We start from the raw sequence: 22,740 nt of genomic DNA, 5'->3' as shown, positions 1-22,740 counted from the left end.
GTTCTCCCTGTGTTCCTGATTTTAGTGCATTATCCCCGATGTGGTCTGGCCAGGGTAACGCTCAAATAGTCGTAGTTGTGTTCTGGTAAAAGAACGCGGCATTCAGCAGCTCACGAGTATAGTCCGCGCGGGGTGAATGGAAGATGTCGGCCGCGTTTCCGTATTCCACAATCCGGCCATGCTGCAGCACCAGCAGTTTATGGCTGAGTGCACGGACAACGGCCAAATCGTGGCTGATAAAGATATAGCTTAGACCATATCGGGCCTGGATATCCCGCAACAGCTCAATCACCTGCTTCTGGACGGTGCGGTCCAGGGCCGAGGTAGGTTCGTCGAGAATAATCAGATCCGGTTGCAGCACCAGCGCCCGGGCAATGGCAATCCGCTGGCGCTGACCCCCTGAGAATTCGTGGGGGTAGCGGTGTCGCGCCTCTGGATCAAGACCAACATCGGTGAGCGCCCGGATCACTTTCTGGTCATGTTCACTGGCATTTTCGCGATCATGAATTTCCAGGCCCTCACGGACAATTTCGGCGATCGACATCCTCGGGCTGAGGCTTCCGAACGGGTCCTGGAACACGATCTGAACCCGGCGGCGCCAAGGGCGGAACTCCTTCTGGTTGAGAAACGCCAGCTCTTCTCCAGCGAGGCGGATGCTGCCAGTGCTGGAGGTGAGCTTGAGCAGGGCGTGGCCAATGGTGGTTTTGCCGCTGCCACTTTCACCGACGATACCGAGTGTTTCACCGCGGTTCAGTTCAAATCCGGCGCTCTGTACCGCATGGAAGGACTCTTTCACTTTACCAAAAAGGCTTTTCCGGATCGTAAAGCGAACGTCCAGCCGGTCAACAGCGAGTAGTGTCTCGGCATTCTGCCCCAGTGCCAGAGGCGCTTCTGGTGGCTCCGCATCCAGCAGCTTTTTCGTGTAGGCATGTTGCGGCGATGAAAACAGGTCTTCTGTATCTGCTTCCTCTACCAGTTTGCCGTTTTCCATCACCGCAACCCGATCCGCGTAGCGGCGCACGATGGTCAGATCGTGGGTAATCAGCAAAATCGCCATGCCCAGCTTTTTCTGAAGATCACGGAGCAATTCGAGAACCTGTTTCTGGACGGTAACGTCCAGCGCGGTCGTTGGTTCGTCGGCAATCAGCAAATCAGGTTCATTGGCCAGTGCCATGGCAATCATTACCCGCTGTTTCTGGCCACCGGACAATTGATGGGGGTAAGCGCCGAGTTTGTTCTCCGGATCCTGGATGCCAACCAGTTCCAGCAGCTCCAGAGAGCGCTTCCTTGCCTGGGGACCGCGCATTCCCTTGTGGAGTTCAAGCGTCTCGCCAATCTGCCTTTCCACCTTGTGCAGAGGATTCAGAGAGGTCATCGGCTCCTGAAAGATCATTCCGATCTCCCGCCCGCGAATCTGACGAAGCCGTTTCACGTTGGCGGTGAGCAGGTTCTCACCCCGGTACAGAATTTTGCCGCCTGGATAACTGGCGTGCCGCTCATCCAGCAAACGTAGAATCGAGAGCGCCGAGATGGATTTCCCGGAGCCGCTTTCGCCCACCAGCGCCAGCGTTTCGCCCTCGTGGATAGCCAGTGACAGCGAATCGACGGCTGCCGGGCCCTGATCGAACCGGATAGAAAGATCGGAAATCTGAAGCAGGTGGTTCATATCAGCTCTTTCTCGGATCAAATGCATCACGAACGGCTTCGCCGACAAATACCAGCAGGGTGAGCATCAGCGACAGGGACACGAACGCGGAAATCCCGAGCCAGGGTGCATGGAGATTGGCTTTGCCCTGGGCAATCAGTTCGCCGAGGGATGGCGAACCGGAAGGCAGACCAAAGCCCAGAAAATCGAGCGACGTCAGACCGGTAATCGCGCCGGTCAGGATGAACGGCAAAAAGGTGAGGGTGGCCACCATGGCATTGGGCAGGATATGCCGGAACATGATCTTGCCGTTGTCCAGTCCCAGGGCCCTTGCAGCCTTCACGTATTCAAAATTGCGGGCCCGCAGGAACTCTGCACGTACCACATCCACCAGCCCCATCCAGCTGAACAGCAGCATGATCCCCAGCAGCCACCAGAAATTCGGCTGAACAATACTGGAGAGAATGATTAACAGGTACAGCACTGGCAGGCCGGACCAGATCTCGATAAAGCGCTGACCCACCAGGTCGATTTTGCCACCGTAAAAACCCTGAATGGCGCCCACAACAACTCCGACAATGCAGCTGGCAATGGTAAGGGTCAGACCAAAAAGCACAGAAATGCGGAAACCATAGATGACCCGGGCAGCCACGTCCCGGCCCTGATCATCGGTTCCTAGCCAGTTCTCGGCGCTGGGCGGTGCCGGTGAGGGGACCTCAAGATCGTAATTAATTGTGTTGTAACTGAACCGAATGGGTGGCCAGATCATCCAGCCATTGGCCTTGATCTCCTCGGCAATGAAAGGATCCCGGTAATTGGCTTCGGTAGGCAGGAAGCCGCCAAACGTTTCCTCCGGAACCGATTCAACAATCGGAAAATAAAACTCTCCATTGTACGAAACCATCAAAGGGGAGTCGTTGGCGATCAGTTCGGCCATCAGGGAAAGGCCGAATAGCGCGAGGAAAAGCCAGAGAGACCAGAACCCCCGGCGGTTGTTCCGGAAGTTTCGCAGTCGTCTCTGCTGGATGGGTGTCAGCGACCGGAAACTCACGCACCCTCCCGGCTTTCAAAGTCGATTCGCGGGTCTACCAGCACGTAGGTGATGTCGCTGATCAGTTTAAGTATCAGGCCCATCAGCGTGAATATGTACAGCGTACCGAAAATTACCGGGTAATCCCGGTTCAGGGCCGCTTCGAAGCCCAGCAACCCCAGGCCATCCAGGGAGAAAATGACCTCAATAAGTAGCGAGCCTGTGAAGAACAGGGCAACCAGTACTCCGGGCAGGCTGGCAATAACGATCAGCATGGCGTTACGGAATACGTGCCCGTAAAGCACTTCTTTTTCATCAAGCCCCTTGGCCCGTGCAGTCACCACATACTGCTTTCCGATTTCATCGAGGAAGGAGTTTTTGGTGAGCAGAGTCAGCGTGGCGAAACCACCAATAACGTTAGCCGTTACCGGCAGGGCCAGATGCCAGAAGTAGTCACCGATCTTCTGGTACCAGATCAACTCCTCGAAATTCGAGGATGTGAGGCCTCGCAGGGGGAACCAGTCGAAATAGCTGCCCCCGGCAAACAGGACAATCAGCAGGATGGCGAACAGGAAACCCGGTATGGCATAGCCCACCACGATGGCCGAGCTGGTCCAGACATCAAATCGGGAGCCGTCGCTGACGGCCTTGCGGATACCCAGGGGAATGGAAATGAAATAAATGATCAGGGTCGACCAGAGGCCGAGGGATATGGATACGGGCATCTTGTCCAGTATCAGATCGATAACGCTTCTTTCCCGAAAGAAGGAGTCTCCGAAATTGAAAGTGGCATAGTCTCCCAGCATCTTGAAAAAGCGCTCGTGGGCCGGCTTGTCGAAGCCGTACATCACTTCAATTTCTTTCAGAAGCTCCTGGGGAATACCCCGGGAGCCCCGTGTGTCACCGGAAGAACTGGAAACTTCGCCTTCGCTGCCGCCACCAGACGCCCTCGCCAGGGCACTGCCGCCATGGCCTTCCATCTCAGCGATAAGCTGCTCAACCGGACCGCCTGGTGCTGCCTGAACGATCACAAAGTTGAGTAGCATGATGCCGATCAGGGTGGGGATGATCAGCGCCAGACGCCTGAGTATATAGATGCCCATTTAGCGGCGGATTCCTCAGGGCTTTGCCCACCAGTTATTCAGGTCAACGCCGTTTTTCGGGGTTTCCGCGGGTCGCTGAAGGAAGTTCCAGTAGGCGACCCGGTCTCTGGTCAGATGCCAGTGAGGAATCACGTAATGGCCGTTCAGCAGAACCCGGTCAAGGGCCCTTGTTCGGTGTACCAGCTCTTCCCGGTTCGGTGCCTGAATCACCATCTCGACGAGTGCGTCAACAACCGGATCACTCACGCCCATGTAATTACGAGATCCCTTCGCGTCTGCTGTTGAAGAGTGCCAGTATTCCCGCTGCTCATTACCCGGTGAATCCGACTGACCGATAACCTGGGTAATCATGTCGTAATCGAACTCCCGAAGGCGCTGAATGTACTGGTTGCTGTCCACCAGTCGAACGGTTACGTCAATACCAAGCCGGGCCAGATTATTCTTGAAGGGCAGGACCACCCGTTCAAAGCTTTTCTGGAACAAAAGGATCTCGAAAGCCAGTGGTTCTCCGGTCTTTCCATGAACCATCTTGCCATCACGAATTTCATAGCCCGCTTTCCGGAGGAGCTCCAGGGCCGTTTTCAGGTTCTGCCGCAAGCCAGCCTGACCGTCTGTCTCTGGTGGTGTGTACTCCTCGGTGAAGACGTCTTCAACGAGCCGATCCCGGAAAGGTTCCAGTATTTCCAGTTCCCGGCCTTGTGGAAGGCCTGTCGATGCCAGTTCGCTGTTTTCGAAATAGCTGTCAGTGCGGGTGTACTGGCCATAAAACAGGTTTTTGTTGGCCCACTCAAAATCGAAGCCATAGGCAAGGGCTTCGCGGACCAGCGGATCGGAAAACACTTCTCTGCGGGTATTGAAGGCAAAACCCTGCATGCCGGTCGGACGATGATGCTCAATGGCTTCTTTTAAGATAGTGCCGTTTTCGAACTTTCCACCGGTATAGGCAGTGGCCCAGTTCTTGGCGGAGGACTCGAGACGGAAGTCAAAGCTGCCGGCCTTGAAGCCCTCCAGGGCGACGGTGTCGTCGGTGTAGTAGTCGTAGGTAATCCGGTCGAAGTTGAACCGGCCTTTGCGTACACCCAGGTCCTTGGCCCAATAGTCCTCAATCCTCTCATAGGTGATAGACCGACCGGTCTCAAAGCTACCGATGCGGTAAGGGCCGCTGCCAACCGGCGGAGTAAGACCGTTCTCCCCAAACTCCCGGTCCTCCCAGTAATGGGCTGGAAGTATGGGCATCTGCCCCAGAATCAGCGGCAGTTCGCGGTTGCTGGTGTCGCTGAAGTCGAATCGGACCCGCCGGGGGCTTTCAATCGTGACCTTACTGACGTCCGCATAGTAGTTTCGGAAAAAGGGGTGACCTTTGGTGGTAAGGGTCTCGAAGGAAAACTTCACATCTTCGGCGGTGATCGGTTCGCCATCCTGAAATCTTGCCTGTTCCCGGAGGTTAAACACCACGAAACTCCGGTCTTCGGGCGTTTCCAGGGATTCCGCAATCAGGCCATAGGCTGAAAACGGCTCGTCATCGGATGATTCCAGGAGGGTGTCGTACAGGTAGTTGCTGATGCCCGCAGCGGCCACACCCCGGATATCGAAGGGGTTGAAGGAGTCAAACCCGTTGGCAACCACAGCCATCTTCAGAGTGCCGCCTTTTGGCGCTTGCGGATTTACGTAGTCGAAGTGACTGAATCCGGCCGGATAATTCGGCTCCCCATGCATGGCAATGCCATGCTTTGGTTCGGCCTGCTCGGTGGCGGAAACCGGGGAGAAAACGGGCATGGCGACGAACGCCATTACGGAAAAGAGTGACGTAAGGGTTGAGGCTTTCCGTGTTCTTGTCATGAGTCTCGCACGTCAGGGACTGTTTCGGATATCAACGTAGAGTACCAGACTTTGTCCGGGTTGCAGATAACGCGAGGTGTTCAGGTCGTTCCAGCTTGCGATGTCCCGCACATTCACGGAAAAACGACTGGCAATCCGGGCCAGGGAGTCGCCTTTGCGTACACGGTAGCCTACCTTGCGCACCATGGCTTTGCCCCGTGTGCTGTTGGTTGCAACCACTGTCGGCTGGCTGGTTTTGGACCAGATAATCAGTTTCTTGCCAGGCATCAGAGGATCACCCGGCGCCATGCCATTCCAGGCTGCAACCTGCCGTACGGACACCCTATGCTCCCGGGCAATGTCCCAGAAAGTATCGCCTTTGCGAACCGCATACTGAACCTTGTTGCCATCTCTCTCTCTGGACTGCTTGCGCTCGAGGCGCTGGGAGGCACTGAGGGCATAGGCGTCACTGCCTTTCGAGGCAGAGGGAATCAATAGGCGCTGGCCGATCCGGATCAGATCACTGTTCAGGTTGTTGACCTGTTGAAGCACCGAGGGTGTTGTCGAAAATCTTCCGGAGATGGAGTTGAGGCTGTCACCGGATTTCACCACATAATTGCGCCAGGAAACCCGGTTTTTAGCCGGTATCTGTGCCAGCGTCGAACGGAAGGTTTCCGCATTTTCGACCGGTACCAGCAAACGGTGCGGGCCTTCAGGGGTGGTTGCCCAACGGTTGTAGGAAGGGTTGAGCAGGTAGATTTCATCAATATCCACGCCGGCCATTTCCGCCGCCTGGGCAAGATCCAGCTGGGATCCGGTTTCGACGATTTCGAAATAGGGTTCGTCTTTCAGCGGAGGCAATTCGATGCCATAGGCTTCAGGGTTGTCAAAGATCTTCGCGAGGGCGATCAGTTTCGGCACATAATGGCGGGTTTCCCTTGGCAACTGAAGCGACCAGAAATCTGTGGGTCTGTTGCTGTTGCGATTACGACGCATGGCGCTGGATACCGTGCCGCCACCGCTGTTATAGGCAGCCAACGCCAGCGTAGGGTCACCATCGAACCGGTTTGCCAGCCGTTCAAGATAGCTGAGGGCGGCATCAGTGGCAGCCACAACGTCTCGCCGTTCATCGTGCCACCAGCTCTGGGTCAGGCCGAAATACTTACCGGTTGAGGGAATAAACTGCCAGAGGCCGGCGGCGCGGCCATGGGAGTACGCGAAGGGATCGAAAGCGCTCTCAACCACGGGCAACAGGGCATATTCCGCGGGAAGCCCCCGCTTTTCAGTCTGGTTCAGAATGTAATGCAGGTAACGGCTTCCCCGCTCGACCACCCTGTCGATGTAGCCCGGGTGACTGGCATACCAGTTCAGCTGGTCACGAACGCGCTCGTTGTCCACGTCATGATTCAGTTCAAACCCGGAACGGAGTCTTGCCCAAAGATCTTGCTCGACAGCCTCCGCTTCAGGGGAGTCCTGGACCGGATTGTCGAGCTTGTCGCGGGCATCTCTCGCCGCGGCCTTCAGCTCGGGCGCTATGGCTTCATCCAGCGGCTCATTACGGGCAGCGTCCCCGTTTTCTCCGGATTCAACGGACTGTTTAAGGCCGTCGTCGCCCGCTGCGACAGTGACTTTTTCGGAGTTCAGGGGATTTTCCTGAGCCTGTCCGTCCAGAACACTGCACCCGCTGAGGAGGGCTCCGGTGAAAAACACAAACGACAATCGTCTGACCGACATAAGAGACATCCGGTTCCAGGTTGAAGCCGGGTTCCACGACTGAAACTCCGGCATATTGAACAATTTACGGTCACAAAGTTAAATTGATTCTATGGGACCGCTTTTCAGGGGGTCAAGAAACCTCTCGTTACGTCGGTGAGAGGATTTGTTAATCGCGTACACCCCGGCGTCAGAAGTTGTCCTTGCCATGTCTTATGGCGGCAAATATGGCGTTATCCGAATCGGCCGGCAGTCCCTGCCTGGCGCAGTAGGACCGCGCGGCATCAACAACCGCAGGATCGTCCCAGCGCAGAAACGGGTTCAGGCGCTTTTCATCTTCCAGAACTGAGGGAACTGTAGCTTTGCCGGCGTCCCTCGCAGTCTGGCATTGTTCTTCGAATTCTTTCAGTGCTTGGTCCTGGGGAAGCCAGCTACGGGCAAACCGAAGGTTCGCCAGGGTGTATTCATGAGCGCAATAGACCGCGGTCTTTCCCGGCAAGGCCCGCAGGGTCTGCAGGGATTGGCGCATCTGCTCCGGCGAGCCCTCAAACAATCGGCCGCAACCGCAAACGAACAGGGTGTCGCCGCAAAACAGAACCGGCCGGCCTGCAACCTCGACATCGGTAAAATAGGCAATGTGATCGAGGGTATGGCCAGGAACACCGAGCACCTGGAAGGTTATGTCTTCCCAGATCACCTCATCTCCCGGGTGCACCTTGTTGGTGCCGCCCTGGAACGGAGAGTCAGCCGGACCGGTTACCCGGCAGTCAGGGTAGGCCGATCGGAGTTCTTTAACGCCTCCCACGTGGTCTGGATGGTGATGGGTAACCAGAATGGTATCCAGAGTGAGATGCCGTTCGGCCAGATGGTCCAGAACCGGTTGCGCCTGCCCGGGGTCCACGATCAGGGCTTTGCCGCTGGAGGCGTCAGACAGACACCAGATATAGTTGTCACTGAAGGCAGGTATCGCGGTAATGGTCAGCATGAGGCCCCACATGTGCTTATCGAATGTGACTGATATGATAGTGCATTAAATACCAGGCCCCAACCTAAGGTTCGGCCCCCATGGAGTGGTGCAACGGTGAGTAAGTCCGACGCAGTTGATTTTTCGGCCAGGCATGAAAGTTTCGAGCGCTGGTTCCAGACCCCCCTGGGACGGGCATTGCTCGCTGATCAGCGGCGATTTGTCGATGCCGAGTTGCAGCGCCTGACCGGGGCGAGGCAACTTCAGGTTGGCGTGAGCCATCGGCTTCCCCTGGCCACCGGCACTGATTTTGCCCAGCGAATCATGACAACCCCCCGGTGGAATCCTCAGATACCCGACGGCGTCGCCATTTGTGACGCCGACGAGCTGGCATTTCCCGGGGATTCCATGGATCTGGTGGTGCTGCACCACACCGCCGATTTTTCACCCTATCCGCACCAGGTTATCCGGGAGGCTGCGAGGGTGCTCAGGGGCGAGGGCACCATGGCCCTGATCGGTTTCAATCCCCTCAGTCTCTGGGGTGCCCGGAAACTCATATCCCGGAGCAATGAGGGGCCGTGGGGTGGTCGTTTCCTGCTGCGGGGGCGCATGGAGGACTGGCTTCACCTGCTGGGCTTCAACGTTGAGGCGTCTGTTACGCGGTTTTTCAGGTCACCTTTACAGCGAAGTGGCCGCAAGGCCGTCAGCCGGATTGATAACCGGCTATCCGGGAACAGATTCCTGCCGGTGGGTGCCTATTACTGTATCCTTGCGAAAAAACGCGTGCACGCCCGGCTTCCCAGGCGACCTGCCTGGCGCCAGAGCAAGGTAATCAGCCTGCCGGGCACCGGGACGGTCGGAGCCTCGCGGGGTTGTAGCCGGGAAATTGCGGCGGAAACGGAACGCAGATAAACAAAGCTGAATGACACATTGATTGACTGACCCAGGAGAGTGAATGGCCGGCAAGGTAATCATTTACACCGATGGCGCCTGTAAAGGCAATCCGGGCCCCGGAGGATGGGGCGTTGTATTACGTTACGGCGATCGTCGAAAAACGCTGCACGGCGGCGAGGCAGGGACCACCAACAACAGAATGGAACTTATGGCAGCTATCCGGGGGCTGGAAGCTCTCAAGCGTTCTTGTGAGGTAGAGCTGTTCACTGACTCGCAATACGTCCGGAAAGGCATTACCGAATGGATGGCAGGGTGGAAACGCAATGGCTGGAAAACCTCAGCCAAAAAGCCGGTGAAGAATGAAGATCTCTGGCGTGAGCTGGACGCCGAGGTTGCAAGACACAAAGTCAACTGGCACTGGGTCAAGGGCCATTCCGGCGTTCCTGACAACGAACTGGCGGACGAACTCGCCAACCGTGGGGTCGAAGAGCTCGCCAATGCTTAGCTTCCCGAATAACAGACTGTAGATAACCCGGGTAAAGGTAATGAGACAGATCGTACTGGATACAGAAACCACGGGCATCGACCCGTCCGACGGCCACCGGATCATCGAGATTGGCTGTGTTGAATTAATGGAGCGCCAGCTCACTGGGCGCAACTACCATGTATACATCAATCCGGAGCGTGAGGTTGAGGCCGAAGCCATCACCATTCACGGCATTACCAACGAATTCCTTGTCGACAAGCCAAGGTTTGCCGAGATTGCCGACGAGTTCTTCGAGTTTATCAAGGGTGCAGAGCTGGTCATCCATAACGCCGCGTTCGACGTGGGCTTCATGGATGCCGAATTCGCACGCCTGAAACCGGTGCGAAAAACCGCTGACCATTGTGGCGTCGTGGACTCCCTGGCCATTGCGAGGGCCCGGCACCCGGGGCAGAAAAACAACCTGGACGCCCTGTGCAAGCGTTACGGTGTTGATAACAGTAACAGGGACCTTCACGGAGCGTTGCTGGACGCCGAGATTCTGGCCGATGTCTACCTACTGCTGACGGGTGGACAGACCGCGTTGTCTCTGGATGCCAACGCCGAAAACGGGGGTGGTGCCAGTGGTATCCGAAGATTGTCGTCAGACAGGGAACCACTGTCCGTGGTACGGGCTTCCGAAGCGGAACGTGACGCTCACGAAGAATTCATGTCCCGCCTTGAAAAACAGGCCGGCGAAACCGTGTGGGGCAAACTCCAGAGCGCGGAATGAGAACTGCGTCGGCCTGTACCAAATGTTACATTCCGCCTTTCTTGAGCTACTTGAGTTTTGTGTTATAAGTAATGATAAGTTCGCTAGTTTTTTGCGAACTCGCTTTGGCCGGAAAAGGGTTCGACCGGCTCATAACAAAAAGGCCCGGTCTGCCATTTCCGGGCCAATGTCCACCAAAGAGGATGCGGTAGTCTCCGCAAAGTTAACGGGAAGCGTTTATGGTTCAGTCGTCTCTCGCGACGAAATCGCAGTCGTTTGATCTGGTCAAAAGTGAAATAGAACAGACCATCAAGCAGGCAGAATCCAGCCTTGAACGCTTTCAGGAAAACCGCGAAAGGGGGGAGGATCTCCAGAACTGTGTTGATTTCATCAACCAGTTAAGGGGTATTTTTATTCTGGTGGAACTGCGGGGCGGCACTCTGCTTTGCCAGGAAGCGGTAACCATGTCCAACGATGTACCCGTTGGCGCCAATGACGATAAAAACATCCTTCTGACCACATTGAACAGCGCATTGTTTATTCTTCGCCGTTACGTGGAGTACTACCATCAGCAACGGGAAGACCACCCCGAACTTCTGTTGCCGGTCATCAACGATCTCCGGGAAGCCCGCAAGGAAAAACCCTATCCCGAATCCTGTTTTTTTGATGTTGACGTCAAGGAGCGGCCGGATTTCTGTGCCGGTTTCTCCGTTCAGTCTTTCGAAGGTGATGAAGCCGAGTACGAAATACTGGCCCGGCGCATGCGTCTTACCTTTCAGGTTGCACTTCTGGGAATGCTCCGTGAGCGCAACGATGCGGTGAACAAAAAGTTGATCGGGCGCGCGGCTCGGGGTTTCGCCCGTCTTTGCCAGGGCGCACCCATGGGGCAGATGTGGTGCCTGGTGGGTATTGTGGCTGAGACCATGCTTGATCGGGCCATGATGATTACCAAAGCTCGCAAGCGCATGTTCATGCGGATTGAAAAGTACGCCCGGGAAGTGGTTTATGTTGGCAAGGTGGCAACAACCAAAGATGCTCCGGATTCGCTGATCCGTGATCTGGTCTACCTGCTTTACCGGAGCGGTTCCGCCAACCCGGAAATCACCCAGGTTCTTTCTGCCTATCATCTTGCTCCGGCCGATTACTCCGATGCCATGCTCGAAGCTCATGCCCGGCGTTTGTATGGTCCAGGTACCGACGTGCTCAGATCTCTGTCGGAAGCGCTGCAGGATGAACTTAATCAGCTAAAAGACAAGCTGGATATCATTGAGCGCGGAATCGAGCCAGACCTTGCGGAGCTGTCTTCCATTGCGGACGCGCTGGAACGCCTGGCCAACACTCTGATTATGCTTGACCTGAACAAGCTGGCAGCTGTTTCAAGGGAGGAAGCTGGCAAACTGCGTGGCTGGGAAGAGGAATCCCGCCTGCCGGGTGATGACGAACTCTATCGCCTTGCCGACTCAGTTTTGGGTATCGAAGACGCGGTCATGCAGATTGTCACCCGTGGTATTACCTCGGAGACCGATGCTCTGGCCAGCGGCGAAAGAAAGCGGGAAGAGTCCGTGTATCTGAGGGAAGCCCTTTACGTGGTTGCCGATGAAGCCCGCGGTGCGCTAACGCTGGCAAAACGGGCGATAACTGCCTTTATCGAATCCGACTACGACAAACTCCATCTCGCCAACCTGCCGGCAACACTCCACAGCATCTGGGGTGGTCTGCAAATGGTAAACGATCCTGCCGCGGCAAGCGTTCTCGAGCGGGTTGCCGCTTCAATTCAGGAGCGGCTGCTGGATGCCAAAGAGGCGCCAGCCGAACAGGTTCTGGAGGCGCTGGCTGATGCCCTTACGTCCCTGGAATACTACATAGAAAGCATCGGCAAGAGCGAGGACCGCAACCTTGACCTGCTGAAACTCGCCCAATCGTCGCTGGACGATGTAGGCCTTTAATTCCATGCCCCATGTGCTCGCAATCATTGTACTCACCGTGACAGGTGGAGTGCTGGTGATTGCGGGCCTTATGTTTTTTCTGCGTCCACGATGGTTGCTCGACTGGCTCAAGGGAATGGCAGTTTTCGGACTCATTCTGGTGGGCCTGTACAGCCTGGTGTTAGCGGTGAACCTTGCGGGTTATCAAACGCTGGGAGGCATGCAGACTGTTGCCACCATCTCTACCCAGCGAGAGGCCGAGCAGATCTGGAGGGTGACCCTTCAGGTCGAAGGCAGCGCGCCCAACGAGCGCACACTTCGGGGTGATCAGTGGCAGATGGACGCCAGGATCATCCGGTTTACCGGGCCTGTCCGCTGGCTCGGCATCGCGCCTGCCTACCGCCTTGAAAGCCTGAGTGGACGTTATACCTCGCTGGAGCAGGAACGCACCGCACCCCGGACAGTTATCGGTCTTTCCGAAAAAAACTGGCCTGATCTTTGGCAGCTGGACAGGAAATTCAATTTTCCATTCGTGGAGGGTGTTTCCGGAAATGCGACTTTCATGCCCATGCGTGACGGCGCCACCTTTGACGTGCGGATCTCCACCTCCGGGCTGGTCGCGGTTCCGGTTAATGACCAGGCGAGGGAAGCGGTCCAGTTCTGGGATCAGTAACAGATTCCGGGGATAAAAAAAACCCGCGTAAAACGCAGGTTTTTCCAGTTGCTCAGTCAGGGCTATCAGCCCATTTTGAACAGTTCCCCCAACTTGGTAGCCAGCATCATATCGCCTTCAGCGCGCAGCTGACCGGCCATGAACGCCTGCATGCCGTCGGTCTCGCCAGAAACGATGCCCTTCAAGGTGTCGGAATTCATGATCAGGGTAACGGAGGGGTCGTCGTGGGCACCCTCGTGCATCTTGCAGGTGCCATCGTTGATGACCAGGTGATAGGTTTTGTCGTCTTCGATGTCGAACTGGAACACCAGGTCCAGGCCCTGCGCCGCATCTGCGTTGAAATTCTGTTCGAGCTTTTCAAATACCTGAGCTACAGACATTATTTTACCCTTTTTGATGGTTGTCTTGTCATGATGGCGGCGGCTTGATGTCCCGCGTCTTCAGAGACGTTTCGGGTGCCCGAGTGGAGCGCCGGCCTCGCAATCCGACTTTATGGTGAGTGGTCGGTTCTGTCAAGGCCGATCGAACGCTTGTTTTAATTTTTTTGCTCTGCTTATCACCATAAATTCGGTAAGTTACACTCTTGTCTTTGCACTATCAGTTGGAGAAGCATTTTGGAGTTCCTGACAGAATACGGTTTGTTTTTGGCCAAGGTCACAACCTTTGTGGTGGCGGTGGTGATTGTAATCTCTGTCATCATGTCGGTAGCCCACAAGGATCGGGGTGATCATGAAGGCGAGGGAGAGCTCAAGATCCGCAAACTCAATGAAAAATACCGGAAACTGCGTGAGGCCATTCAGGCCAGGCTGATGTCCGACCACGAACGCAAGGCGTTCGAAAAGGCCCGGAAGAAAGAGCAGAAAGCCGAGAAAAAAGCCGCCAAGGCGAAAAAACAGGAAAGTGATGCCACGGAAGAGAGCCGCGGACGCGTCTACGTGCTTGATTTTGACGGCGACATCAAAGCCAGCGACACCGATCCTCTGCGGAGAGCCATCACTGCCGTACTGAGCGTAGCGGACCCGGAGAAGGACGAAGTCGTTATCCGCCTCGAAAGTGGTGGCGGGCTGGTTCACTCCTACGGCCTTGCAGCCGCCCAGCTGGACCGCATCCGTACCAAGGGTGTCCGCCTGACCGCCTGTGTCGACAAAGTCGCTGCCAGTGGCGGTTACATGATGGCCTGCGTTGCCGACAAAATCGTTGCGTCGCCCTTTGCCATTCTGGGGTCTATCGGTGTTGTTGCCCAGCTTCCCAATTTCCATCGCTTCCTCCAGAAAAACGATGTCGATTTCGAAGTACTGACGGCTGGCGAGCACAAGCGGACCATGACCATCTTTGGCGAGAACACCGATAAAGGCCGCCAGAAATTCCTGGAAGACCTGGAAGACACCCATGTCCTGTTCAAGGAATATGTCAGTGAACGCCGGCCGGACCTGGATATTGGCGCAGTCGCCAACGGCGATATCTGGTTTGGTAAACGGGCGCTGGAGGTGAAATTGATCGACGAGATCAAGACCTCCGACGAATATCTCATTGAAGCCTGCGAGCGGGCAGACGTAGTCTCAGTAGCATATCAGCGCAAACGGACACTCCCGGAAAAACTCGGGCTGGCCACCAGTGCAGCGCTCGAACACACCGTCTGGAAAGTACTGGGCGCGTTCCGCAACCAGAAATTCCAGTAGCTTACCGAAAACGGGGAATCATCATGACAACCGACACTGAATTCAAAGCCTGGCGTGTTGAAGAACAGAATGGAGAGTATGTCGGTGCAGAGAAAACCCTCAGCACCGCGGACCTTCCGCCCGGCGAAGTCCTCATCCGGGTCAGCCATTCCTCCCTCAACTACAAGGACGCGCTCTCGGCCTCTGGCAACAAGGGCGTAACGCGCTCCTTTCCCCACACCCCCGGCATCGACGCTGCCGGCGAAGTGGTGGAGTCCGCCACCGGCACACCATCAACAGGCAGCCCGGTCATCGTCACCGGCTACGACCTGGGCATGAACACCGACGGTGGGTTTGGCGAATATATCAGGGTACCGGCGGCCTGGTGCGTACCCATGCCCGCTGGCTGGAACGCCCGAACCGCCATGATCTATGGCACTGCCGGCCTTACCGCCGGTTTATGCGTTCAGAAACTCCTGACCATGGGCGCCAAGCCTGAACAGGGTAAAGTAGCGGTATCAGGCGCCTCCGGCGCAGTCGGCTCCGTCGCCGTCGAACTGCTGTCGAAACTTGGCTTTGACGTCGTTGCCATCAGCGGCAAAGCCGACCATGCGGAAGCCCTCAAAGCCCTCGGTGCCAAAGAAGTCGTTGGCCGCGAAACCCTGGCCGAAGAAAAGAAACCCATGGTTAAACCGGTCTTCGCCAATGCGGTAGATACGGTGGGTGGCGGCCCACTGGCCGAACTGCTCAAACAGATCCTGCCAGGCGGCTCCGTCTCCTGCTGCGGCCTGGTCTCCGGTCCCGGACTTCAGACCACCGTATTGCCGTTCATCCTGCGGGGCGTGAACTTGCTGGGTGTGGATTCGGTTGAAATCCCGCTGGCAGAGAAAGAGGCGGTCTGGAAGAAGTTCTCCGGGGAATGGGCATGTCCGAAGATTGAAGCATCAGCGCGTGATATCGGGCGTGGTGAGCTGGATGGGGCGCTGAAGGCGTTCTTGAAAGGGGAGTCTTCCGGGAAGATTGTTTTGGATCACGCGAAGTAAGACGCAAGGTCGGGGAAGAAGCTCCTGGTTTGTCGGATTACGGCTTCGCTTAATCCGACCTACAATTTTTAACGCCTCAGCGCCGAAAAATTTTTCCTGAAGCCAAATGAGTGGTTGATATAGAAGATAGGGCGATGTCCTTTCCAAAACTGTGCGGAGCCAAGGATGGCGGAGCCCAAGCGTCACATGGGTGGGGCCGAGCGTTTATGAAGCGCAGCTTCATGCGAAAGCCGCACGACTGCAATCTACGATTGCAGGCCGGACCCCGGAGGGGTGCCGCAAGGAGCGTGTTTTGGAAAGGACATCGCCCAATCTTCGTACTCAAAAGCCAAAAGCCAAAAGCGGAAACGCTGAAATTAAGAAGCCCGACGCCGGAAGAGCGGAATGTCGGTGTCGGTAGCCGCCTGGTACCCCTGACTGAAGAAGTTCAGACACCTTTCAGCCTTGGTGATATCCTTGTCAGCCCGAAGCACATAGGCATCAAACCCGCACCGCTTCATGAACTGCAACTGGTCCAGCAGCACATCCCCGACAGCCCGCAGCTCATTGACATAGCCAAACCGCTCCCGCAACAACCGCGCAATACTGTAACCACGGCCATCGCTGAACTTCGGAAAATTCACCGCAATCACCGGCACTTCATTCACCCGACCCCCCAGAATCTCCGGCTCATCATGGCTGTCGAACCACACGCCGATATCCTCACGGCCAGTAAAGTGCTCATAGCCGGCCAGCCACAGGTCTGCCGGAATAAGGGCCGGCTCATCATCGGGGATATCCAGTGAGTCGCCCTCAGTTGGCCGGGGAACCACAACCCAGTTGTCCTGACGGATGCTGCCATCCCGGAAAATTACGTTAGGCATAAACCCGCTCCTTGAAAGGATCAATTCCAACACGTCGATAAGTGTCCAGGAAGGTCTCCTCCTCTGTACGCTTATCCACGAACACATCAATGATCTTGGCGATCACCTCGGGCATTTCGTTCCGTGCAAACGACGGCCCCAGAATCTTGCCAATCGAGGCGTCATGGTGGGACGAACCGCCAAGACTGATCTGATAGAACTCCTCACCCTTCTTGTCGACACCGAGAACCCCGATATTACCAACATGGTGGTGGCCACAGGCATTCATGCAGCCGGAGATGTTCAGGTCAATGTTGCCCAGATCATACAGATAATCGAGATCATCGAACTTCCGTTGAATGGCTTCGGCAACCGGGATCGATTTGGCGTTGGCCAGGGCGCAGAAATCGCCACCGGGGCAGCAGATGACGTCCGTCAGGGTATTCAGATTCGCGGTGCCAAACCCCATGGGCGTGATCGCCTGCCAGAGTTCCAGCAGCTGGTCCTGGCGAACATCCGCAAGTACCACGTTCTGATGGTGGGTTACCCGGATTTCGCCAAAGCTGTATTCATCGGCCAGATCCGCAATCTGTTCCAGTTGCCGGTCAGTGACATCACCCGGAGGTGTACCGGTTTTCTTCATGGTCAGATTAACTATGGCATAACCCGGTTTTTTGTGGGTGTCCACATTGTGAATCAGCCACTGGTCAAAGCCTCTGTGCTCGAAACGCTGGGTGGCCAGCAAGTCCGTAGCATTCTCGAGTGTTGCGTAATCCGGCTCGGTAAAGTAACCCTGAATACGCTCAACGGCTTCCCGGGTAAGACGGGTAGGGGAATCCTTGATATGGTCCCACTCGGCTTCCACTTTCTGTGCGAAACCTTCAGGTGTCAGAGCCTTGACCAGAATCTTGATCCGGGCTTTGAACTTGTTGTCCCGACGACCGTAGCGGTTATAAACCCGAAGCACCGCCTCCAGATAAGTGAGGAGGTCCAGCTCGGGAAGAAATTCACGAATAACCGGCCCAACCATAGGCGTGCGGCCCAGGCCACCACCAACATGAACCCGGAAACCCAATTCACCGGCCTCGTTGCGGACCATCTGCAGGCCAATATCGTGAACCTGAATGGCAGCACGGTCCGTGTGTTCCGAGGCATTCACCGCAACCTTGAATTTACGGGGCAGAAATGCAAATTCCGGGTGGAACGTAGACCACTGGCGAATGATCTCGCAATAGGGTCTCGGGTCAGCAATTTCGTCAGACTGAACCCCGGAGAACTGGTCCGTGGTGGTGTTCCGGATGCAGTTACCGCTGGTCTGGTTTGCGTGCATCTCCACCTCGGCCAGTTCCGCCAGAATATCGGGGACATCTTCAAGCGCGGGCCAGTTCAGCTGTACGTTCTGACGGGTGGTGAAGTGGGCATAGCCCTTGTCGTAATCGCGGGTGATGCGTGCCAGCCGGCGCAACTGGTCCGAACGCATCATGCCGTAGGGAACACAGATCCTGAGCATCGGGGCAAGACGCTGAACGTACAGGCCATTCTGCAGGCGCAGGGGAAGAAACTCATCTTCAGCCAGTTCACCGGCCAAAGCCCTTTCGGTCTGGTCACGGAACTGGGCAACCCTCTCAGCAGCTAACTGCCGATCGTGTTCATCGTATACGTACATAATGGGAAGATCCTGCTTGAAAGCGACATATCCAGGCCGGCGGCCTTATATCTGCAGGGAAGGATAACAGCGGGTTTTTATTCTTAAAATGATTATTTCCAAATATGTTTATCGATTCAGGCGATAAGCAGGTGGAACAAAGGACTGGACGGATATCAATTTCCCGCCTAACTTAAAAGGGTCAGCGCAGCAGTTGCACCTCGCTGTAGTTTCGACAATAACAAAGCGACATTGGACCCGGAAGGAGGAACCGACATGAAGAAGACCGTGCGATCGGATAGTCAGGCTGATGCCGTTGCTGCCGTCCTGCTGATTGGGCTGGCCGTGGCATTTGCAGTGATCTGGGTTGCCGGCCAATAGGTTTACTGGCTGGCCAGAACCAGGTTCACGATCACAATCAGCCCCAACACAAAGCTGGCGGTGAATAATACGCCGGCGATAATGTAGGGCCAGGGGCTATGGCCTGAAAAGTCTTCCTGCCGGCGTTTGTCAGACTGAACTCCGAACGCGCCGGCCAGAATACTTTGCATGACTTTCAGAACACCGGGGCTTTTCGGTTTCTGTTGATCTTTGTTTTCCGTCCCGGATGACTCCGCCATAACCTCCCCCTTTTTTCAGCCAAAACTGAACATCTGCAGAACCTGAAGTTTACTCCGCCGGATCGTACGCCAGGCTTGGCGCCAGCCAGCGTTCCGCTTCAGCCTTGGAAATGCCCTTGCGTTCAGCATAGTCCTCAACCTGATCCGCGCCAATTTTCCCGACCGCGAAGTATTTGGATTCCGGGTGGGCGAAGTACCAGCCGGACACTGCGGCCGTCGGGAACATGGCAAAATGCTCGGTCAGTTCGATACCGGCCTTGTCGGTGGCATCGAGCAGTTTGAAGAGCGTGGCCTTCTCGGTGTGATCCGGGCAGGCGGGGTAGCCCGGCGCAGGGCGAATGCCCCGATACCGTTCCTTGATCAGGTCGGCACTGCCCAGTTGCTCGTCGGCGGCGTAGCCCCAGAACTCCTGACGGACCCGCTCATGCATACGCTCGGCAAATGCTTCAGCCAGCCGGTCGGCCAGGGCCTTGACCATGATGGCGTTGTAGTCGTCGTTGGCGTCCTTGAACTCCACAGAGAACTCCTCGGCACCCACGCCGGTGGTTACCGCGAAGCCGCCGACATAATCGCAGGTGTCCGATTCTTCCGGAGCGACAAAATCGGAAAGCGCCATCATCGGCTTGCCCGGCGCCTTTTCGTCTTGCTGGCGAAGGTGGTGCAGGGTAGTGAGCTCTTCAGAGCGAGACTCATCCCTGTACACCACAATGTCGTCGCCGCGCCGGTTCGCCGGCCAGAAACCAATGACCCCACGGGCGGATACCCTCTTTTCATCAATCATCCGGTGGAGAATCGTCTGGGCGTCGTCAAACAGATGCCGCGCAGCCTCGCCACGCTTCGGGTCATCGAATATGGCCGGGTACTTTCCGGAAATGTCCCAGGACACGAAAAACGGTGTCCAGTCGATGTAATCGATCAGTTCGTTGAGGTCATATTCCTCAAACACCCGGATACCGGTGAAGGCCGGCTTCGGCGGCTCATAGCTCTCGAAGTTGATGTCCGGCGCGCGATCCCGGGCTTCCTTCAGCGATACCAGCTTGGTGCGGTCACCACGATTTTTGCGACGCTCGCGGATTTCGTCATATTCCTTATGAGCGGCGGCCACCAGGTCTGGTTTGGCGGTCTTGCTGAGCAGCTGCGAAGCCACATTTACGCAGCGGGAGGCGTCCGATACATACAGAGCAATGTCGTTCTTGTACTGGGGCTCGATCTTGACGGCGGTGTGGGCCTTGGACGTGGTTGCGCCACCAATCATCAGCGGAATATTGAAATCCAGACGCTGCATTTCACGGGCAACGTGGACCATTTCATCCAGGGAGGGGGTGATCAGGCCGCTGAGGCCAATGATGTCGACGTCATACTTTATTGCGGCGTCCAGAATCTTGTCGCAGGGCACCATGACGCCCAGATCAATCACCTCGTAGTTGTTGCACTGAAGCACCACGCCCACAATGTTCTTGCCGATGTCGTGAACGTCGCCTTTGACCGTGGCCATCAGGATCTTGCCCTTGGCTTTCTGGTCTTCGGTTTTTTCCGCCTCGATGTAGGGGATCAGGTGTGCTACCGCCTGCTTCATGACCCGGGCACTTTTGACCACCTGGGGCAGGAACATCTTGCCGTCGCCGAACAGGTCACCGACCACGTTCATGCCGTCCATCAGCGGGCCCTCAATGACCTCGATGGGATGGGTGGCTCTGAGGCGACAGGCTTCGGTGTCGTCCACGATGTAGGAGGTAATACCCTTTACCAAGGCGTGTTCCAGGCGCTTTTCAACCGGCCACTCACGCCAGGCAAGATCTTCTTCCTGGGTTTTCCCGCCTTTGCCCTTGTAGCGCTCGGCGATTTCCAGAAGGCGGTCGGTAGCGTCATCCCGGCGGTTAAGAACAACGTCTTCCACCAGTTCTTTCAGTTCCGGATCGATCTCATCGTAAATAACCAGTTGCCCCGGATTCACGATGCCCATGTTCATACCGGCCTTGATGGCGTGATAGAGAAATACAGAATGAATGGCTTCACGCACCACGTCGTTGCCCCGGAACGAGAACGACACGTTGCTTACGCCGCCGGAGATCGAGGCGTAGGGCAGGTTCTTGCGAATCCAGCGGGTGGCGTTGATAAAATCCACCGCGTAGTTGTTGTGTTCCTCAATGCCGGTGGCAATGGCAAAGATATTCGGATCGAAAATAATATCGCCGGGATTGAAGCCGATGCCCGTCAGAACCTCGTAGGAGCGTTTGCAGATCTGGGTCTTGCGCTCGTAAGTGTCTGCCTGGCCCTGCTCATCGAACGCCATTACCACAACGGCGGCGCCATAGCGCATACAGTCCCTGGCGCGCTTGATGAATTCCTCTTCGCCTTCCTTGAGGCTGATGGAGTTCACCACTGCCTTGCCCTGGATGCAGCGCAAGCCTGCCTCGATGACATCCCACTTGGACGAATCGATCATGATGGGAACACGGGAGATATCTGGCTCTGAGGCCACCAGATTCAGGAAGGTGACCATTACCTCCTTCGACTCCAGCATGCCCTCATCCATATTGATATCGATGATCTGGGCACCATTTTCCACCTGGTCCCGGGCAACGCTCAGGGCTTCTTCGTACTGTTCTTCCTTGATAAGCCGCAGGAAACGTTTGGAGCCGGTGACGTTGGTACGCTCACCCACGTTGATAAACAGAACGTTGTCGTCGCCGGTGAACGGCTCAAGGCCAGAAAGTCGCAGGACTTTCGGACGCTCCGGAATCTTGCGGGGCGGATACTTGGCAACAGCCTGGGCAACGGCTTCGATGTGGTCCGGGCGGGAGCCGCAGCAGCCGCCGATGATATTCAGGAAGCCGTCACGGGCGAAGCCTTCAATAATTTCCGCCATTTCCTCCGGCGTCTGGTCGTATTCGCCAAACTCGTTCGGAAGGCCGGCGTTGGGGTGCGCGCTGACGAAGGTTTCAGCCTTGGCGGAGAGTTCTTCCACATAGGGGCGCAGGGCGTCGGCACCGAGGGCGCAGTTCAGGCCGACAGAAATCGGTCTGGCGTGAGCCACGGAGTTCCAGAAAGCTTCGGTGGTCTGGCCTGAGAGGGTGCGGCCCGAAGCATCGGTAATGGTGCCTGAAATCATGATTGGCAGCGTTATGCCGCTGTCTTCAAAATACTGCTGGGTGGCGTAGATCGCGGCCTTGGCGTTCAGTGTATCGAAGATGGTTTCGATCAGAATCAGATCACAACCGCCTTCAACAAGGCCCTCCACCGCCTCGTAGTAGTTTTCAACCAGGGTCTGGAAATCGACATTGCGGTAACCGGGGTTGTTAACATCCGGCGAAATGGATGCGGTTCGGGAAGTGGGGCCTACCGCGCCTGCCACGAACCGGGGCTTGGCCGGGTCTTTCGCCGTATAGTCATCCGCAACCTGCCGGGCCAGCCGGGCCGCGGCAACGTTCAGTTCTTTGGCAATTTTCTCGAGGCCGTAATCCGCCTGGGAAAGGCGTGTGGAGTTGAAGGTGTTGGTCTCGATAATATCTGCGCCGGCATCCAGATAATCCGCGTGAATATTGCGGAGCAGGGCGGGCTGGGTCAGGTTCAACAGGTCATTATTGCCCTGAACCTCCCGTTCGTAATCAGCAAACCGATCGCCCCGAAACGCTTGCTCGTCCAGTTTGAGGTTCTGGATCATGGTCCCCATGCCGCCATCAAGAATCACAATGCGTTCCTGCAGGGCCTTGTGGAGCTGGTCGAGACGGGTGTTGCGATCGGTCATAGCATTACTCACGGATGTCGTTATGAAAGCTGTATTGATGTCAATGGCGCGGGATCATAGCAAAATTGGCTGAGCCCGTCTTAGTACGAATGACCATTATCAATTGCCTTCCTGAAATGAGCTTTCATACGGGAAATTCATTACCCTCGTAAAGCCCGACTATTTTACTTGGTCTTTCATGTTC

The 22,740-nt window shown here is 56.1% G+C and carries 18 protein-coding genes; 7 read left to right on the top strand and 11 right to left on the bottom strand.

Going from position 1 to position 22,740, the window contains the following annotated elements:
- Positions 1-61: 61 nt before the first annotated feature.
- From CLH62_RS01250 to gloB, 6 genes are all read right to left on the bottom strand, one after another.
- On the bottom strand, positions 62-1,666 hold the full coding sequence (locus tag CLH62_RS01250) for an ABC transporter ATP-binding protein (RefSeq protein WP_099616342.1): 1,605 nt from the start codon (positions 1,664-1,666) through the stop codon (positions 62-64).
- A gap of 1 nt (position 1,667) precedes the next feature.
- Entirely contained in the window at positions 1,668-2,696 is a 1,029-nt protein-coding gene (locus CLH62_RS01245) for an ABC transporter permease (RefSeq protein WP_099616341.1), read from the bottom strand.
- Entirely contained in the window at positions 2,693-3,778 is a 1,086-nt protein-coding gene (locus tag CLH62_RS01240; protein WP_099616340.1) for a microcin C ABC transporter permease YejB, read from the bottom strand. The genes CLH62_RS01245 and CLH62_RS01240 overlap by 4 nt, the downstream gene beginning before the upstream one ends.
- Positions 3,779-3,793: 15 nt before the next feature.
- A complete protein-coding gene (locus tag CLH62_RS01235) occupies positions 3,794-5,617 on the bottom strand; it encodes an extracellular solute-binding protein (protein WP_099616339.1) in 1,824 nt (607 codons plus the stop codon).
- Between the two features lie 12 nt (positions 5,618-5,629).
- Positions 5,630-7,330 carry a lytic transglycosylase gene (locus tag CLH62_RS01230; RefSeq protein WP_099616338.1) on the bottom strand — a complete coding sequence of 567 codons (1,701 nt, stop codon included), beginning with the start codon at positions 7,328-7,330 and terminating at the stop codon, positions 5,630-5,632.
- Positions 7,331-7,499: 169 nt separating this feature from the next.
- Positions 7,500-8,294 carry a hydroxyacylglutathione hydrolase gene (gene gloB, locus CLH62_RS01225; RefSeq protein ID WP_099616337.1) on the bottom strand — a complete coding sequence of 265 codons (795 nt, stop codon included), beginning with the start codon at positions 8,292-8,294 and terminating at the stop codon, positions 7,500-7,502.
- A gap of 96 nt (positions 8,295-8,390) precedes the next feature.
- Between gloB and CLH62_RS01220 the strand changes: the two genes are divergently transcribed.
- The 5 genes from CLH62_RS01220 (at position 8,391) to CLH62_RS01200 (ending at position 13,000) form a co-directional block, all read left to right on the top strand.
- Positions 8,391-9,185 (top strand): class I SAM-dependent methyltransferase, encoded by a 795-nt coding sequence (locus CLH62_RS01220; protein WP_099616336.1) that lies wholly within the window; start codon positions 8,391-8,393, stop codon positions 9,183-9,185.
- Between the two features lie 43 nt (positions 9,186-9,228).
- A complete protein-coding gene (gene rnhA / locus CLH62_RS01215) occupies positions 9,229-9,672 on the top strand; it encodes a ribonuclease HI (protein WP_099616335.1) in 444 nt (147 codons plus the stop codon).
- A gap of 40 nt (positions 9,673-9,712) precedes the next feature.
- Positions 9,713-10,423 (top strand): DNA polymerase III subunit epsilon, encoded by a 711-nt coding sequence (gene dnaQ, locus CLH62_RS01210; protein WP_099616334.1) that lies wholly within the window; start codon positions 9,713-9,715, stop codon positions 10,421-10,423.
- 218 nt (positions 10,424-10,641) lie between these two features.
- A complete protein-coding gene (locus CLH62_RS01205) occupies positions 10,642-12,348 on the top strand; it encodes a FimL-related protein (protein WP_099616333.1) in 1,707 nt (568 codons plus the stop codon).
- Between the two features lie 4 nt (positions 12,349-12,352).
- Positions 12,353-13,000, top strand: coding sequence for a multidrug transporter (locus CLH62_RS01200; protein ID WP_099616332.1), 648 nt, complete (start codon positions 12,353-12,355; stop codon positions 12,998-13,000).
- A gap of 65 nt (positions 13,001-13,065) precedes the next feature.
- On the opposite strand, the gene CLH62_RS01195 is transcribed toward CLH62_RS01200, so the two are convergent.
- A complete protein-coding gene (locus tag CLH62_RS01195) occupies positions 13,066-13,380 on the bottom strand; it encodes an SCP2 sterol-binding domain-containing protein (RefSeq protein WP_099616331.1) in 315 nt (104 codons plus the stop codon).
- Positions 13,381-13,614: 234 nt separating this feature from the next.
- Between CLH62_RS01195 and sohB the strand changes: the two genes are divergently transcribed.
- Positions 13,615-14,679: a protease SohB gene (gene sohB, locus CLH62_RS01190; RefSeq protein ID WP_099616330.1), complete on the top strand. Its 1,065-nt coding sequence runs from the start codon at positions 13,615-13,617 to the stop codon at positions 14,677-14,679.
- Positions 14,680-14,702: 23 nt separating this feature from the next.
- Positions 14,703-15,701: a YhdH/YhfP family quinone oxidoreductase gene (locus CLH62_RS01185; protein WP_099616329.1), complete on the top strand. Its 999-nt coding sequence runs from the start codon at positions 14,703-14,705 to the stop codon at positions 15,699-15,701.
- 356 nt (positions 15,702-16,057) lie between these two features.
- Here the strand turns inward: CLH62_RS01185 and CLH62_RS01180 are convergent, their stop codons facing one another.
- The 4 genes from CLH62_RS01180 to metH form a co-directional block, all read right to left on the bottom strand.
- The gene (locus CLH62_RS01180; protein ID WP_099616328.1) at positions 16,058-16,564 is read right to left on the bottom strand and encodes a DUF934 domain-containing protein; all 507 of its coding nucleotides are present in this window, start codon (positions 16,562-16,564) and stop codon (positions 16,058-16,060) included.
- A complete protein-coding gene (locus tag CLH62_RS01175) occupies positions 16,557-18,209 on the bottom strand; it encodes a nitrite/sulfite reductase (RefSeq protein ID WP_099616327.1) in 1,653 nt (550 codons plus the stop codon). The genes CLH62_RS01180 and CLH62_RS01175 overlap by 8 nt, the downstream gene beginning before the upstream one ends.
- 362 nt (positions 18,210-18,571) lie before the next feature.
- The gene (locus CLH62_RS01170; protein WP_099616326.1) at positions 18,572-18,808 is read right to left on the bottom strand and encodes a DUF2970 domain-containing protein; all 237 of its coding nucleotides are present in this window, start codon (positions 18,806-18,808) and stop codon (positions 18,572-18,574) included.
- Positions 18,809-18,857: 49 nt separating this feature from the next.
- The gene (metH, locus tag CLH62_RS01165) at positions 18,858-22,556 is read right to left on the bottom strand and encodes a methionine synthase (protein ID WP_099616325.1); all 3,699 of its coding nucleotides are present in this window, start codon (positions 22,554-22,556) and stop codon (positions 18,858-18,860) included.
- Between the last annotated feature and the right edge of the window lie 184 nt (positions 22,557-22,740).

Origin of the sequence: Marinobacter guineae (genome assembly GCF_002744735.1) — a bacterium.
Lineage (GTDB): Bacteria > Pseudomonadota > Gammaproteobacteria > Pseudomonadales > Oleiphilaceae > Marinobacter > Marinobacter guineae.
This window is presented reverse-complemented; position numbering and strand designations above follow the sequence as displayed.

What these genes read in the sequence shown, in the direction of transcription:
- metH (WP_099616325.1), bottom strand. Translation starts at nt 22,556, where the DNA reads ATGACCGATCGCAACACCCGTCTCGACCAGCTCCACAAGGCCCTGCAG.
- CLH62_RS01230 (WP_099616338.1), bottom strand. Translation starts at nt 7,330, where the DNA reads ATGTCGGTCAGACGATTGTCGTTTGTGTTTTTCACCGGAGCCCTCCTC.
- CLH62_RS01170 (WP_099616326.1), bottom strand. Translation starts at nt 18,808, where the DNA reads ATGGCGGAGTCATCCGGGACGGAAAACAAAGATCAACAGAAACCGAAA.
- CLH62_RS01235 (WP_099616339.1), bottom strand. Translation starts at nt 5,617, where the DNA reads ATGACAAGAACACGGAAAGCCTCAACCCTTACGTCACTCTTTTCCGTA.
- gloB (WP_099616337.1), bottom strand. Translation starts at nt 8,294, where the DNA reads ATGCTGACCATTACCGCGATACCTGCCTTCAGTGACAACTATATCTGG.
- CLH62_RS01195 (WP_099616331.1), bottom strand. Translation starts at nt 13,380, where the DNA reads ATGTCTGTAGCTCAGGTATTTGAAAAGCTCGAACAGAATTTCAACGCA.
- CLH62_RS01200 (WP_099616332.1), top strand. Translation starts at nt 12,353, where the DNA reads ATGCCCCATGTGCTCGCAATCATTGTACTCACCGTGACAGGTGGAGTG.
- CLH62_RS01240 (WP_099616340.1), bottom strand. Translation starts at nt 3,778, where the DNA reads ATGGGCATCTATATACTCAGGCGTCTGGCGCTGATCATCCCCACCCTG.
- dnaQ (WP_099616334.1), top strand. Translation starts at nt 9,713, where the DNA reads ATGAGACAGATCGTACTGGATACAGAAACCACGGGCATCGACCCGTCC.
- CLH62_RS01180 (WP_099616328.1), bottom strand. Translation starts at nt 16,564, where the DNA reads ATGCCTAACGTAATTTTCCGGGATGGCAGCATCCGTCAGGACAACTGG.
- CLH62_RS01185 (WP_099616329.1), top strand. Translation starts at nt 14,703, where the DNA reads ATGACAACCGACACTGAATTCAAAGCCTGGCGTGTTGAAGAACAGAAT.
- CLH62_RS01250 (WP_099616342.1), bottom strand. Translation starts at nt 1,666, where the DNA reads ATGAACCACCTGCTTCAGATTTCCGATCTTTCTATCCGGTTCGATCAG.
- rnhA (WP_099616335.1), top strand. Translation starts at nt 9,229, where the DNA reads ATGGCCGGCAAGGTAATCATTTACACCGATGGCGCCTGTAAAGGCAAT.
- CLH62_RS01205 (WP_099616333.1), top strand. Translation starts at nt 10,642, where the DNA reads ATGGTTCAGTCGTCTCTCGCGACGAAATCGCAGTCGTTTGATCTGGTC.
- CLH62_RS01175 (WP_099616327.1), bottom strand. Translation starts at nt 18,209, where the DNA reads ATGTACGTATACGATGAACACGATCGGCAGTTAGCTGCTGAGAGGGTT.